Annotated in this window: 11 protein-coding genes and 1 tRNA gene; 6 read left to right on the forward strand and 6 right to left on the reverse strand. The window is 49.4% G+C overall.

The window, feature by feature from the left end; all coding sequences use genetic code 11:
• Positions 1 to 315: 315 nt before the first annotated feature.
• The 6 genes from ACTNC3_RS08060 to dnaA all read right to left on the reverse strand — a co-directional run bounded on the left by ACTNC3_RS08060 (position 316) and on the right by dnaA (position 9,204).
• Positions 316 to 405 (reverse strand) — tRNA-Ser (locus ACTNC3_RS08060).
• Positions 406 to 651: 246 nt separating this feature from the next.
• Positions 652 to 3,180 (reverse strand): DNA gyrase subunit A, encoded by a 2,529-nt coding sequence (gyrA, locus tag ACTNC3_RS08065; protein ID WP_441227085.1) that lies wholly within the window; start codon positions 3,178 to 3,180, stop codon positions 652 to 654.
• Positions 3,181 to 3,206: 26 nt separating this feature from the next.
• Positions 3,207 to 5,126, reverse strand: a complete 1,920-nt coding sequence (gyrB, locus tag ACTNC3_RS08070; RefSeq protein WP_441227118.1) for a DNA topoisomerase (ATP-hydrolyzing) subunit B — start codon at positions 5,124 to 5,126, stop codon at positions 3,207 to 3,209.
• Between the two features lie 152 nt (positions 5,127 to 5,278).
• Positions 5,279 to 6,397, reverse strand: coding sequence for a DNA replication/repair protein RecF (gene recF / locus ACTNC3_RS08075; RefSeq protein ID WP_410043711.1), 1,119 nt, complete (start codon positions 6,395 to 6,397; stop codon positions 5,279 to 5,281).
• Positions 6,398 to 6,531: 134 nt separating this feature from the next.
• On the reverse strand, positions 6,532 to 7,653 hold the full coding sequence (gene dnaN, locus ACTNC3_RS08080; RefSeq protein ID WP_410043710.1) for a DNA polymerase III subunit beta: 1,122 nt from the start codon (positions 7,651 to 7,653) through the stop codon (positions 6,532 to 6,534).
• A gap of 174 nt (positions 7,654 to 7,827) precedes the next feature.
• The gene (dnaA, locus tag ACTNC3_RS08085) at positions 7,828 to 9,204 is read right to left on the reverse strand and encodes a chromosomal replication initiator protein DnaA (RefSeq protein ID WP_441227086.1); all 1,377 of its coding nucleotides are present in this window, start codon (positions 9,202 to 9,204) and stop codon (positions 7,828 to 7,830) included.
• Positions 9,205 to 9,617: 413 nt separating this feature from the next.
• On the opposite strand from dnaA, the gene rpmH reads away from it, so the two are divergent.
• The 6 genes from rpmH to mnmE all read left to right on the forward strand — a co-directional run bounded on the left by rpmH (position 9,618) and on the right by mnmE (position 14,657).
• Positions 9,618 to 9,761: a 50S ribosomal protein L34 gene (gene rpmH, locus ACTNC3_RS08090; protein WP_410043708.1), complete on the forward strand. Its 144-nt coding sequence runs from the start codon at positions 9,618 to 9,620 to the stop codon at positions 9,759 to 9,761.
• A gap of 169 nt (positions 9,762 to 9,930) precedes the next feature.
• Positions 9,931 to 10,299 carry a ribonuclease P protein component gene (gene rnpA, locus ACTNC3_RS08095; RefSeq protein ID WP_410043707.1) on the forward strand — a complete coding sequence of 123 codons (369 nt, stop codon included), beginning with the start codon at positions 9,931 to 9,933 and terminating at the stop codon, positions 10,297 to 10,299.
• A gap of 64 nt (positions 10,300 to 10,363) precedes the next feature.
• On the forward strand, positions 10,364 to 10,576 hold the full coding sequence (gene yidD / locus ACTNC3_RS08100; RefSeq protein WP_410043706.1) for a membrane protein insertion efficiency factor YidD: 213 nt from the start codon (positions 10,364 to 10,366) through the stop codon (positions 10,574 to 10,576).
• A 14-nt stretch (positions 10,577 to 10,590) separates the two neighbouring features.
• Positions 10,591 to 11,922, forward strand: coding sequence for a YidC/Oxa1 family membrane protein insertase (locus ACTNC3_RS08105; protein ID WP_441227087.1), 1,332 nt, complete (start codon positions 10,591 to 10,593; stop codon positions 11,920 to 11,922).
• Between the two features lie 11 nt (positions 11,923 to 11,933).
• Positions 11,934 to 13,103 (forward strand): RNA-binding cell elongation regulator Jag/EloR, encoded by a 1,170-nt coding sequence (gene jag / locus ACTNC3_RS08110; RefSeq protein WP_441227088.1) that lies wholly within the window; start codon positions 11,934 to 11,936, stop codon positions 13,101 to 13,103.
• A 180-nt stretch (positions 13,104 to 13,283) separates the two neighbouring features.
• Positions 13,284 to 14,657 carry a tRNA uridine-5-carboxymethylaminomethyl(34) synthesis GTPase MnmE gene (gene mnmE, locus ACTNC3_RS08115; protein ID WP_441227089.1) on the forward strand — a complete coding sequence of 458 codons (1,374 nt, stop codon included), beginning with the start codon at positions 13,284 to 13,286 and terminating at the stop codon, positions 14,655 to 14,657.
• Positions 14,658 to 14,671: the final 14 nt, after the last annotated feature.

Here is a 14,671-nt window from a genome sequence, read left to right on the forward strand (position 1 = left end):
ATTCGCGCGATCTCTTGATCGCTTGACCATTGCTGGTCTCTGAAAATTCTTTAGAATCTTCAGGGTCTGTGTATTAATCGATCTTTGATTTTCAAGGTTCGTTGTGCTCTCTTTGCGACAGCTTGCATATTCTATCAAACCATCTCTTGCTTGTCAAGCACTTTTTCAGAAATTTTAGATTCATCTGAAAGCGAAGCGCTTCATCCGAATCTCTGTTTTCTGGTGACGAGAAAACATTTTATCATAGAGTGTTATCTCTGTCAACAAGAATTTTCATATCTTTCAGATATTTTTCTGCCAGAAGAAAATTCTCAGCGGAGTAGGAGGGATTTGAACCCTCGCGCCGGTTTTATCCGACCTACACCCTTAGCAGGGGCGCCTCTTCGGCCTCTTGAGTACTACTCCAAATTAACCTCGATCCCTGCCAAGGGAGATGAATCATCTCAAACCGGGAAAATGGTTAATAAAAGCACCCTTTTAAGGATGCCTAGCTATATTACCAATAAATTTACATGATGTCAACCCGCTTTTTACCTTTATTTTCGACGGAAATTCGCCATTTTGCGGCTGTCATCCTGCCTGAACGAGAGCTTGTAGAGATAGAAGAGAGGGAGCACATCATATAGATATGCTCCCTCTGGTAAGATGGCTTCAGTTATCCTCTCCAGCGTCTTCCGTATCCTCTGGAACCGCTTCGGTCTCCGCGAGCTCTGCCTCATAGGCCTCGGTCGTCGATTCACGTACCTTCGCGATCGATGCGATCACGGTATCGGAATCTGGATCGATGTTCATGAACTTCACACCGGAGGTATTACGCCCGATATCCTTCGCGTCCTTCAGCGACATACGGATGATAACACCTTCATTCGTGATCAGCATGATCTCGCGTTCCTTCGAGGTCAGCTTGAAGCCGACGAGCTTACCGGTCTTTTCTGTGATGCGATAGCAGTGCAGACCCTTACCTCCACGTTTTTGAGCCTTGAACTCATCGGCATGGGTCAGCTTGCCCATACCCTTTTCAGATACGACCAGCACATAGTCACCCTGGCTGAGCTTCTGCATGCCGATGACCTCATCATCTGCATCGAGGCTGATACCGCGTACACCCATCGAGCTTCGACCGGTCACCCGAACATCCGACTCGTTAAAGCGGATCGCCATACCATTCCGGGTACCGATCATGACATCTTCACCTGCATCGATCAGCTTCGCTTCGATGAGCTGGTCATCGTCCCGCAGCGTCATCGCGATGAGACCGGTCTTACGGATGTTCGCATAATCCGCAATCGGGGTCTTCTTCACCATACCGTTCTTCGTCGCAAGCAGGAGATACTGATCGGATGATGGATAATCATCCGTCAGCGCAAAGCTGGCGGTGACATGCTCATCTGATCCAAGCTGCAGGAGATTCACGAGTGCCGTACCACGGGAGGTACGGGATGCCTCCGGGATATTATACGCCTTGATGCGGAAGCAGCGTCCGGTGTTTGTAAAGAACATGATGTAGTGGTGATTCGTCGCCATGAACAGATCCTCGATGATGTCATCATTGATGGTCTGCATGCCCTTGATCCCCTTACCGCCACGGTTCTGCTGCTTGAAGTTCTCCGGTGACATACGCTTCACGTAACCGAGTCTGGTCGCCGCAATCACGATATCATCATCCGGAATCAGATCCTCATCCTCGATGGAATCGTCATAGCCGAACTTCGTGAGACGATCATCTGCATACTTATCTGCGATAACATCGATCTCACTCTTGATTACGCCGAGCATCTTCTTCGGATCACCGAGAATCTCGTTGTAGTATGCGATTTTCTTTTCGAGTTCGTCGTACTCATCCTTCAGCTTGTCGCGCTCGAGACCGGTCAGGGCACGCAGACGCATGTCTACGATGGCCTGTGCCTGTCCTTCATCGAAGCCGAACTTCGCGGAGAGATCCAGCTTCGCCTGCTCCGTGTTCGCAGCCGCACGAATGGTATGCACGATCTCATCGATATGATCGACAGCGACGAGGAGTGCCTCTAAGATATGCGCACGCTCCTGCGCCTTATTGAGATCATATTTCGTACGTCTGGTGAAGACATTGACCTGATGCTTCAGATACTCGTCGAGAACCTGCTGGAGGTTCAGAATCTTCGGCTCGCCGTTCACGATACAGAGCATGATGACACCGAAGGTGGTCTGGAGCTGGGTATGCTTATAAAGCTGGTTCAGGATGACATTCGGGTTTACATCCTTCCGAAGCTCGATGTTGATCTTCGCTGTGGAGCCCTTACCGGAGGCGTCGTTGATATACGTGATGCCGTCGATTTTCTTATCCTTGACCAGATTTGCGATATTTTCGATGACCCTCGAACGGTAGACGAGGTACGGAAGCTCCTTCACCACGATGCGATGCTTTCCGTTCTGCATCGGCTCAATCTCACATACGGCACGAAGCTTGATCTTGCCACGACCTGTACGGTAGGCCTCCTCGATGCCCTTGTGGCCGAGGATGATCCCACCGGTCGGAAAATCAGGCCCCGGGATTACCTTCATGATATCCTCCAGTGTCGTTTCCTGATCCTTTATGCGATTGTCAATGATGAGGTCCACCGCACGGATGACCTCCCGTAGATTATGTGGCGGGATGTTCGTCGCCATGCCGACCGCGATACCGGTGGCACCGTTCACGATCAGATTCGGGAACTTCGCCGGCAGCACCGTCGGCTCATCGTACTCGTTGGAGAAGTTCGGCATGAAGTCAACGGTGTCCTTATTGATGCCGGCGAGCATCTCACCGGCCAGCTTTGACATCTTCGCCTCGGTATAACGCATAGCGGCAGGAGAGTCGCCGTCGTCCGAACCGAAGTTTCCCTGCTTATCGACCAGTACATGGCGCATCGACCAACTCTGTCCCATATAAACCAGGGCACCATAAATCGAGGAGTCACCATGCGGATGGAATTTACCCATACACTCACCGACGATGGTGGCACACTTCTTCGTTTTCTTATCCGGGGTTACACCGAGTGACTGCAGTGAATAGAGTACACGGCGCTGAACCGGTTTCAGACCATCCCGGACATCCGGAATCGCTCTCGATACGATGACACTCATCGCATAATCGATATACGAGTTTTCCATCGTCTTCTTGAGATCTACATCCTGGACCTTATCAAAAACATTTGGTTCCAAAATTTTATCCTCCGAATTCACTAATATCAGACATCGAGATTCGTGACATACTTCGCGTTCTCTTCGATGAATTCACGTCTTGGTTCGACCTGATCGCCCATCAGCGTGGTGAATGTGACGTCGAGATCTGCACGATCATCATCATTCATATTCACACGAAGAAGCGTTCTGGTTTCCGGATCCATAGTGGTCTCTGCGAGCTCCTCTGTATCCATCTCACCGAGTCCCTTGAAGCGGGATACATCCGTACCCTCGGCACCGATCTGCTTCAGGATATCCTGGTACTCCTCGTCGGAGTAAGCATAGTAGTGCTTCTTGTTCTTCGTGATATTAAAAAGTGGTGGCTGTGCCAGGTATACATGCCCCTGCTTGATCAGCTCCGGCATGAAGTTGTAAATAAAGGTCAGCATGAGGGTCGCGATATGTGCACCATCGACATCGGCATCCGTCATGATGATGATCTTGTTATAGCGAAGCTTCGAGATATCGAAGTCTTCGTTGATGCCGGTACCGAAGGCGGTGATCATACCCTTGATTTCCTCGTTCGCATATACACGGTCGAGGCGCGCCTTCTGCACATTCAGTACCTTACCACGCAGTGGCAGCACCGCCTGGGTATGGACATTTCGTCCATCCTTCGCAGGTCCCAGTGCAGAGTCTCCCTCGACGATGAAGATCTCACACTCATTCGGATCCTTCGAGTTACAGTCGACGAGCTTGCCCGGAAGACCGACACCATCGAGCGCCGACTTTCTTCTCGTAAGATCACGTGCACGACGTGCCGCTGCACGCGCACGCTGGGCGAGTACAGACTTCTCACAGATGGCACGCGCCACGCTCGGGTTCTGCTCGAGATAGTAGGTGAGCTGCTCACCGACGATGTTCTGAACCGCGGTCTGCGCCTCGGAGTTTCCGAGCTTCTGCTTGGTCTGTCCTTCGAACTGCGGATCCTCGATTTTTACCGAAATCACGGTCGTGAGACCCTCACGGATATCATCACCACTCAGATTCGGCTCCGATTCCTTCAGGAGCTTATTACTGCGGGCATAATCATTAAAGGTCTTCGTGATCGCGTTTTTAAAACCGGTGAGGTGGGTTCCACCCTCCGGGGTATTGATGTTATTGACGAAGGTATAGGTATTCTCGGTATAGGAGTCGTTGTGCTGCATCGCGACCTCGACGAACACATGATCACGCTCGCCATCACAGTAGATGACGTCCGGATACAGTGGCTCCTTGCCCTTGTTGAGATACTGTACGAACTCCTTGATACCACCCTCGTAGTGGAAGGTCTTTTCCTGCTCCTTGCCTTCACGCGCATCGATCAGTGTGATTTTCAGCGCCTTCGTGAGGAAGGCCGTCTCACGGAGACGAACCTTCAGGGTATCGTAATCATATACGGTCTCTTCAAAGATTTCCGGATCCGGAAGGAAGTGAACCTTCGTTCCATGCTGACGCTCATCGCACTCACCGATGACGGTCATCGGCTGTACCACTTTACCGCGCTCGAACTTCATGTTGTAGATCTTTCCGCCCTTGTAGACAGAAACCTCGAGCCAGATTGAGAGAGCATTGACGACGGACGCGCCGACGCCATGGAGACCACCGGATACCTTATAGCCGGAGCCGCCGAACTTACCACCTGCATGCAGGACGGTGAAGACGACCTCGAGTGCCGGCTTACCGGCCTTCTTCTGAATGTCGACCGGAATGCCTCGACCGTCATCCTGTACAGTGATGGAATTATCCTTCTCGATGGTGACGGTGATGCTGTCGCAGAAACCCGCCAGCGCCTCATCAACGGAGTTGTCCACGATCTCATAGACGAGATGATGGAGACCACGGATGGAGGTGCTGCCGATATACATGCCAGGTCTCTTCCGAACTGCTTCGAGTCCTTCCAGAATCTGAATCTGATCTGCGCTGTAATCAGGCGAGCCCTTCATGAGCTCCTCTTCACGCTGCAGATCTTCATTTTCATTTTTTTCTATTGCCATTGAAGCTTTCTCCTTTGACTACCCGCCTGGAACAGCAGGAAACTGCATTTTTTACTATCCTGTCGTGATACAGACCACGGAAAGGTATGCATACACGCATTTTATTTTTCTGACGTGCTGTACAGCGTCTTCAGATTTTCAATTTTCGTCGCCGTTCCATTGACCACATGGAAGAGCTCATCGATATGAAAACGATGATTGACGAACTCATCGAGTCCGGTACAGGTGATGATGTTCTGCGTATCAGAGAGAAGATCGAGGAGATAATTCTGTCTCTTCGAATCCAGCTCCGACAATACATCATCGAGCAGCAGAATCGGATGATCCTCGATGCGCTGTCGCACGAGCTCGATCTCACTCAGCTTCAGCGCCAGTGCTGCCGTCCGCTGCTGACCCTGCGATCCGAATTTTCGGATATCCTTCCCATCGATCGTAAAGCAGAGGTCATCACGATGTGGTCCGACCAGTGTCAGATGCTGGCGTTTTTCCTGTTCACAGCTTCTCTCGAGCGCCGTGGCGAAATTTTCCGCTGCGACATTTCGATCGTAGCTGATGCTGAGCTCCTCGACACCTCCGGTCAGCTGGTGATGGATGCGACCGATGATACTCTGAAGCTCCTGGATGAACTTCTCCCGGATGGTGATGACCTGCTCGCCATAGAGGCAGAGCTGTTCATTCCATACCGGCAGGGTATCGGCCAGGACCGGACGCATGATCATATCCTTCAGCAGCTTGTTCCGCTGATTGAGTGTTCGATTATACCGAGCCAGATGATACAGGTACACCTTATCCAGCTGGCAGAGCTCAAGGTCCATAAAGCGGCGCCGAAGCGCCGGTCCATCCTTGATGAGACTGAGATCCTCCGGACTGAAGCAGACGACGTTCGCGATACCGAAGAGTTCCGAGGCATGACGAATCGGAATCTCATCGATGGCGATGCCCTTCGGTTTATTATTTTTCAAGTGCATATCAACACGGTATGGAACCTTGCGTTTCCGTGTCTCCATCTTGATATGTGCTTCATCATGACCGAACTGGATCAGATCCCGGTCATGGGTGATCCGGTAGGATTTCGATGTACAGGCCAGGAAGATGGCTTCGAGTACATTGGTTTTTCCCTGTGCATTGTCGCCGAAAAAAATATTCGTTCCGGGACTCAGCTCTAACTTCAGATGGTCATAATTTCTGTAATTCTTTAATTCCAGTGTTTCAATTATCATTCTATAGCACGCGAGAGCAGCGCCCACAGGGCGTCAGATCCCTATGATGTCTGTGTGGCAGGCACATCAGTATCGTGTCATCTTTTTCATGATACATAATTATAAATCTGATTTATGTATAATTATGCATTTATTCAATATGCGTCTGCGTTAAAGTTTACCGGCAGAATCATGTAATTGTACGTCTTCTTATCATCACGGATGAAGCACGGAGAACGAGGAATCGACATGTAGATCGTGACCTCCTCATCCTCTATCGCACGAAGTGCATCCACGAGATACTTCGGATTAAAGCCGATCATGAGATCGTTTCCGGTTTTCCGGATGGCGATTTCTGCATCCATCGTACCGAGGTCTGTCTTGATCTTCAGGCCGAGTACATTCTCCTCGATTTTCAGAACCAGCGGCTGCTTGTCGTTATCCTTTACGAAAATCGTCGAACGATCGAGACAGTCGAGGAAGTTCTTACGGTTTACGATGATTTTTGTTTCATAATCCTCGGACAGCATCTGTGCTACATGGAAGTAATCACCATCGATCAGTCTCGTAACAACGAGCGTGTCATTAAACTCAAACATGATGTGATTCATGGAGAAGTAGACGATGACTTCATCATAAACTCCACCGGATAGAATCTTACTGAGCTCGTTCAGTGCTTTACCAGGAACGATGGCCCTGGCTGTATCATAATTTTGATTCAGCTTGATGCGACGGATCGAAATACGGTGACCATCGAGGGATGTGACGGTGAAATCATCTCCATTTACCTCGAAAAGTTCACCGGTCATCTTTTTGTTACTGTCGTTGGCAGCGATGGAGAAGATCGTCTGTGAGATAATCTGGCGCAGCATGAACTGGGAGAGTGACACAGACTGGTTTTTATCGATCTTCGGAAGTGCAGTGAACTCATTGCCATCACGTCCGGCGATCTTAAATACAGAATTCTCACAGGTGATGATGGTATTGTTACGTTCATCTGTCTCGATGGTAACTTCGATTCCGGATGCTTCCGGAAGACGGCGGATGATCTCAGAGAAAATCTTCGCTTCCAGTGCAACCTTACCAGCTTCGATGATCGTACCGTTGCATACCGTCTGGATACCGAATTCTGCATCGTTACCTACGAGTTCGATTTTTCCATTGGATGCATCGACGAGGATACACTCGAGAATCGACATCGTGGTTTTCGACGGAACAGCTTTGGATACGATATTGATCGCGTTGATCAGATCAGTTTTCTTGAATTGCAGTTTCATGAGGCGGCCTCTCTTTATATTTAATTAATTCTTTTAATTTCTAGTACTATTATTAGGGGCTGTGGAAATGTGAAAAAGTCATTTTCACGGCATAATTACGTCATTTTCGGCATCTGACAACTCGGTTGACAGTTGCTTTACACACTGTGAACAAATCATGTCACGATAAGACGCTTAAGGTGAGATTTTTTTCTTCAGGGTCTCAATTGTGGATTTCAATTGTTCGTTTGTGCGTAATTCTGTGGATATCTTATCGATACCATGCATAATCGTCGTATGATCGCGCCCGCCGAGGTACTCACCGATGGTTTTCAGCGGCGCCTCGGTCATGGTACGGCAGAGGTACATCGCAAGCTGTCTAGGGTAGACGATTTCCTTGCTTTTCTTCTGCGAAGCGATCTCGAGATTTGTGATGCCGAAGTGTTCTGCAACGGTCGTGATGATCAGCTCCGGGGTCACTTCCTTCGGACCATCCGGTGTGATGTGGTCCTTCAGAAGATCCTCGGCGAGCGCGAGATCGATGGACTGGCCCTTCAGGCGGGACATGGCCACGATTTTCGTCAGTGCGCCCTCGAGCTCACGGATGTTTGACTTGATATTCGTCGCGATGTACTTGATGATCTCGTTGTCAATGTTTACATTCATGAGCTCCTCCTTCTTACGAAGGATAGCCATACGTGTTTCGAAGTCCGGCATCTGGATATCCACGATCAGACCGACCTCGAATCGTGAACGGAGTCGATCCTCGAGATTATCGATGTCTTTCGGTGGTTTATCTGATGCGATGACGATCTGCTTCTTATTTTCATACAGGGTATTAAAGGTATGGAAGAACTCTTCCTGTGTTCCTTCCTTACCTATAATAAACTGGATATCATCGATCAGCAGAACATCAAGCTCACGGTAACGGTTACGGAAGTCGGCCGGCGACATGTTGTTCTTGTTTCGGATGGAATCGACGAACTCGTTAATGAAGGTTTCCGAGGTGACATAACGGATCTTCGCGTTCGGATTGTTTCTTAATATAAAGTGTGCAATCGAATGCATCAGATGCGTCTTTCCGAGACCGGCGCCTCCATAGATATAGAGCGGGTTATAGATCTCGCCCGGTGATTCAGCGACCGCGAGGGATGCTGCATGCGCCAGGTTGTTGCTTGAACCAACGACGAAGGTGTCGAAGGTGTATTCACTATTCAGATTTGCTTCCTTCAGCGTTTCAGCAAACAGCTCTTCTGGATCTTTTTTCTCGCTGGAGATACCCTGAAGACGCTTCACATAGTCGCGAGCATCTTTTTCCACCATAAAAAGAATCTCGACAGGAATGCTGGTCTTTTCTTCGACCGCTACCTTTAAAAATAAGGAATACTTTTTATCGAGATACTTGATATAGCCTTCTTCTGGTACAAGAATCAGCAGCTGACTGTTGATAAAATCAAACAGTCTGAGCGGTTTCAGCCATGTATCAAAGGATACAGGGAGGATGTCATGCTCCTCCTTCATATTCTTCAGAATATCATCCCAGTTTTTTCTAATCGTCTCAAAATCGTTCATGAGATGCTCCTTAAACGATAAAATTACGAATAAATTATAAACGATTGTGGATAGAATAGCAAGGCAATGCCACTTAGTCTGTGGATAAACACTTGTGAACATCTGTTTTTCCACATAAAAATGACGTAATTCTGTGCTTTTTAAAAATCCAAGTCAGCCTGGTACTCCACTTATCCACATTTTGTACACAATTTGTGGACAGATTTTTATACTGTTGAAAAGTGGATAAAAATGTTGATAAAGTGCATAAATAAAGGATTGACGAAAAAATAGCTTTTCTATATAATATACAAGCGATGTTTACCCTAGATCTGAAGTTACTTCAGGACGAAGGGCTATTCAAGGAGTCCAACATTGAAAACTGAAAATTCAATGGAGTCCTGAAAGATTATCAGAAAAGGAGGTGTCAGTATATGCACAAGGGAAAAATGACTTTACAGCCAAAGACCAGACAGAGATCCAAGGTTCATGGATTCAGAGCCAGAATGGCAACCGCAGGCGGTAGAAAGGTACTGGCTGCCAGAAGAGCAAAAGGTAGAGCAGCATTAACCGTTTAATTCACGACATATGATGAAGACCGCTTTTGAAAGCGGTCTTTTTTCATATAACAGTGTCTGTTTTTCGAGGGGATTCTGCGGGCGCGCTGCGCCTGAGAAAGCCGTTCGGGAGGAGACGGGTCGACAGCATTGAACAGAAATACACAGGCAGGAGAGGTTTTTTGAGAAGATGAAGCGATTTCCATCCGTAAAAAAGAATAGTGATTTTCAGAGAGCTTATCAGACCGGCCGATCGTATGCGTCGAGCGCGCTCGTGATGTATGTTTGTGAGAACGGATGCAGGCACAACCGTTTAGGGGTTTCCTGTTCGAAGAAGATCGGAAACTCGGTCGTGCGTCATACATTTGCGCGGAAGATGCGTGAAATCTTCAGATTAAATGATTTCAGAGTGAAACAGGGGCTAGACATCATCATCGTGATTCGCGGAAAGGCGAATTACTGTACTTATCAGCAGATTGAAGAGCAGTATCTCAATCTTTTGAACAGGCATCATATCTTTATGAAAGATGCGGAGGCGCAGAAGACGCCGGACGCATAGTGGTATCGAAGTGGGACGATGGGATGTGTGACGAAGAGAAAATACACATCCGGGGGGCGTGCATATGATTTCGAAACTCATGGTGGGTTTGATTCGTGGATACCAGAAGTGTATCTCGCCTTATATCGGTGCTCACTGCAAATATACACCGACTTGCTCTCAATACGCCATTGAAGCAATCAGAAAGTACGGGTGTATCAAAGGTTCATTGTTGGCGGCATGGCGCATCCTGCGATGCAATCCATGGGCCAAGGGCGGTTATGATCCTGTTCCCTAATCCGGAGGTAAATCTTGGACTTTTTATCCTTAGTTGTACTTACAAAAAATACGTCAACGATTCCTATTCTGGGACCGATCTGGAATATCATCGTAAATGTACTCGGCGTGATCATGAATGTGATCTATCTTTCGCTCGAGAAAATCGGTATCGGTAATATCGGTCTCGCGATCATTATCTTTACCCTCGTCATGAGAATTATTCTTTTCCCGACCAGCCTTAACCAGCAGAAGTCTTCCCGTATGATGCAGATCATGCAGCCGGAGATGAAGGCGATCCAGGATAAGTATAAGAATAAAACGGACAATGCGTCCATGATGGCGCAGCAGGAGGAGATGAAGGCCCTCTATGAGAAGTATGGTACATCCATGACCGGTGGATGTCTGCCGCTCCTTCTTCAGATGCCGATCATCTTCGCGCTGTATCGTATCATCATGAACATCCCTGCCTACGTTCCGCATGTATACTCCATCTACGAGAACGTCATGAATGCCATCGGTGGTTCATCCGCAGCTCAGAAGCTCGTGGATTTCGCAACCGATAACGGTATGAAGAACATCCTGGCACAGCTTCATAATCTCGGTGTCGGTGAGAATGTTTCCTACACGGCAGATCAGATCGGGAATTTCATCATCGATTTCCTGTACAAGCTGAACCCGAGTCAGTGGACCGCACTTCAGGGTGTGTTCACCGACACAAATGCGGTCAATGCGATTCAGACCGCTGCAGAGCAGTCCGCACATATCAATAACTTCCTAGGTATCAACCTCTCCACTGCACCGAGTGCGATGGGCTTCGTACCGAACGTTTACTGGATCATCCCGATCCTCGCCGGTCTTCTGCAGTACCTGAGTGCGAAGCTCATGACTGCACAGAATGCAGGTATGGCAGAGGGCAATGATCAGTCCGCGCAGATGATGAAGAGCATGAATATGATGATGCCGCTTATGTCGGTATGGTTCTGCTTCACCTTCGCATCTGGTATTGGTCTGTACTGGTGTGCTTCTTCCTTCTTTATGATCATTCAGCAGATCATGATGAACAAGTACTTCGGTAAGTTCTCGGATCAGGAGCTTCTGCAGGCTTCGATGGAAAAGACCAATAAGAAGCGTGCGAAGAAGGGTCTGCCGCCAATCGACGAGAAGACCGTAGAGAAGCGCATCGAGAAGGCAAAGGCGATGGCAAATACGGCCGAGGAAAACCGCATGGCCGTCATCGCAAAGCAGAGTGCGAAGACAAAGGAGTCCACAGAGTATTACAACCGTAATGCAGCACCGGGATCTCTGGCATCGAAGGCCAATATGGTTCAGATGTATAATGAGAAGAACGAAAAGAACAAGAAGTAAAGAGGTTTATCATGGATAAAATCAGAGTTTCAGCCAAAACCAAGGATGAAGCCATCACCAAGGCCCTGATTCAGCTTGGGATCACATCTGATCGCCTGGATTACACTGTGCTTGTCGAGGGTAAGTCGGGTCTTTTCGGTATCGGTGCGAAGCCATGGATTATCGAGGCTTCCGTAAAGGCGGCTTCTCAGAAGTCCGAGCTCGAGCGTCTCGAGAAGGAGATTCATAATATCACGAGCGGTAAGGCAGCGGAAAAGAAGACCGCGCCAGCCGCTCCGAAGAAGCCTCTTACGGAAAAGCCGGTCGCAGCGCCTGCAGAGAAGAAGGCGGAGGATGTAGCAGATCCGAAGGATGAGAGCCCGAAGTCCGAGAACAGAGCGGATACAGAGCGCACGGAGCGTCGTGAGCGTCGTCCGAGACGTGATCGCAATGAGCGTAATGATCGGGGAAATCGTGGTGAGCGTCGTAATGACCGTGTTTCCGGTAAGCGTTATCCGCGCGGCGGCTACGAGGTAAAGGACATGTCCATCCTGAATACCCCAGAGCCGGAGCATAAGGTACACGAGATCAAGCCGGTTTCCCCAGAGGAAGCAGCGGCAGCACAGAAGCAGGCCGAAGAGTTCATCACGACGCTTATGAAGGGGATGAACATGGACGTCAACATCAGCGCATCCTTCGATCATGCCAATAATGAGCTTCTCCTCAATATGGAAGGCCCGGACATGGGTATCCTGATCGGTAAGCGTGGACAGACACTCGATTCGCTGCAGTACCTGACCTCCCTCGTCATCAATAAGGAGCACAAGGAGGATTACATCCGCGTAAAGCTCGATACCGAGGATTATCGTTCCAGAAGAGAAGCAACCCTTCGTAATCTTGCAAGAAACATCGCCTATAAGGTTCGCCGCTCCAGAAAGCCGGTGGCACTCGAGCCGATGAATCCATATGAGCGTCGCATCATCCACAGCGCACTGCAGAATGATCGCTATGTGACCACTCGTTCCGAGGGTGAGGAACCGTTCCGTCATGTGATCATCTTCATGAAGAAGAAGGATCGGAAGCCGTATCCACAGGATGAGAAGCGGCAGGAGAAGGCACCGGAAGCGGTAGAAGCTCCGGTTGTGGAGATGCCAGTTACAGAAGCAGTAGCCGTGGCTGAAGAGACAACAGAAAATGCATAATCCACCGAATCGGCGTATCCGTCGATAGAAATGTGGATAACAGGGTCCCGTATGCAAAGCGCATACGGGATTTTTGTATGCATTTAAACGTATTGCAAATAAGCGGATTAGCTATTAGAATAAGTGGAGTTTTAGGATGATTATGGTGGATAACTGCCCGCTTTTTTGAAGGGAGACGAGATGAGAGAGGATACAATATGTGCACTGGCGACGGCTGCCGTCGAATCCGGTATAGGAATCATACGTGTCAGCGGGCCAGATGCGGTTTCGATCGTGTCGACACTCGTCCGCTCGAAGAGCGGTCACGCTGTGGATATCTCGGAAACGCATCGTATCAGATATGCGTTCATCTATGATGCTGAGGAGCCGCTCGATGAGGTTCTGATCCTGACGATGCGGGCACCGCGTTCGTATACAGGGGAAGACACGGTGGAAATCGACTGTCATGGCGGTGTGCTCATGATGCGGAAAATCCTCGAGGCAGTGGTGCACGCAGGTGCACGCCTGGCAGAGCCGGGCGAGTTCACAAAGCGTGCATTTCTGAATGGTCGGATCGATCTTTCAGAGGCAGAGGCCGTCGGTGATATCATCACATCCGAAAATGAAAATGCACTGAAGGCGTCGGTTCGGCAGCTGCGCGGCTCGGTTTCCAGAGAAATCAAGGGCTATCGTGCGCAGATTCTCGAGGATGATGCCTTCATCGAGGCGGGGCTCGATGATCCAGAGCATATCTCACTCGATGGGTTTACAGACGAGCTTAAAACACATGTTGAGACTATACTGTCCGGTATACGACGGCTGATCGCCAGTGCGGATGATGGACGTCGACTCCGGGAGGGCATCCGTACCGTCATCCTGGGGAAGCCGAATGCCGGTAAATCCTCTCTGCTCAATGCACTCGTCGGTGCAGATCGTGCGATCGTCACCGATATCGCAGGCACGACACGCGATACGCTCGAGGAGCATATCAATCTGAAGGGGGTCAGTCTCACCATCGTGGATACGGCCGGCATCCGTGCGACCGAGGATACTGTCGAAAAAATCGGTGTGGAGCGTGCGCTGAAGGCTGCGTCGGATGCAGATCTTCTGATCTATGTCGTGGATGCGTCGGTACCACTGGATGCGTCGGATGAACAGATCATCGGGGAGCTCGGCGATCGGAAGTGCATCGTACTGATGAATAAATCAGATCTTCAGGCAGTGATCAGCGAGGAGGAACTCGAGAAAAAGACGGGCCGTCCGGTGCTCTCCATCAGTGCGAAGCAGGAGACCGGTATGGACCTCCTGGAAGAGAAGATCCGGGCGATGTTTTTCCATGAGGAGCTTCGTTTCAACGATCAGGTGATCATCACAAATGAGCGTCATAAGTACTGCCTCAGTGAAGCTGCGAAGGCGCTCGAGGAGGTGCTTCACTCCATCGCGATGGATATGCCGGAGGATTTCTATACGATCGATCTGATGCGGGCCTATGAGGAGCTCGGCTACATCCTCGGAGAACAGGTATCCGAGGATCTGGTCAATGAAATCTTTTCGAAGTTCTGTATGGGAAAGTAGAGATAGGAGACGGA

The organism is Oribacterium sp. HCP3S3_B9 (assembly GCF_052064255.1).
Taxonomy (GTDB): domain Bacteria; phylum Bacillota; class Clostridia; order Lachnospirales; family Lachnospiraceae; genus Oribacterium.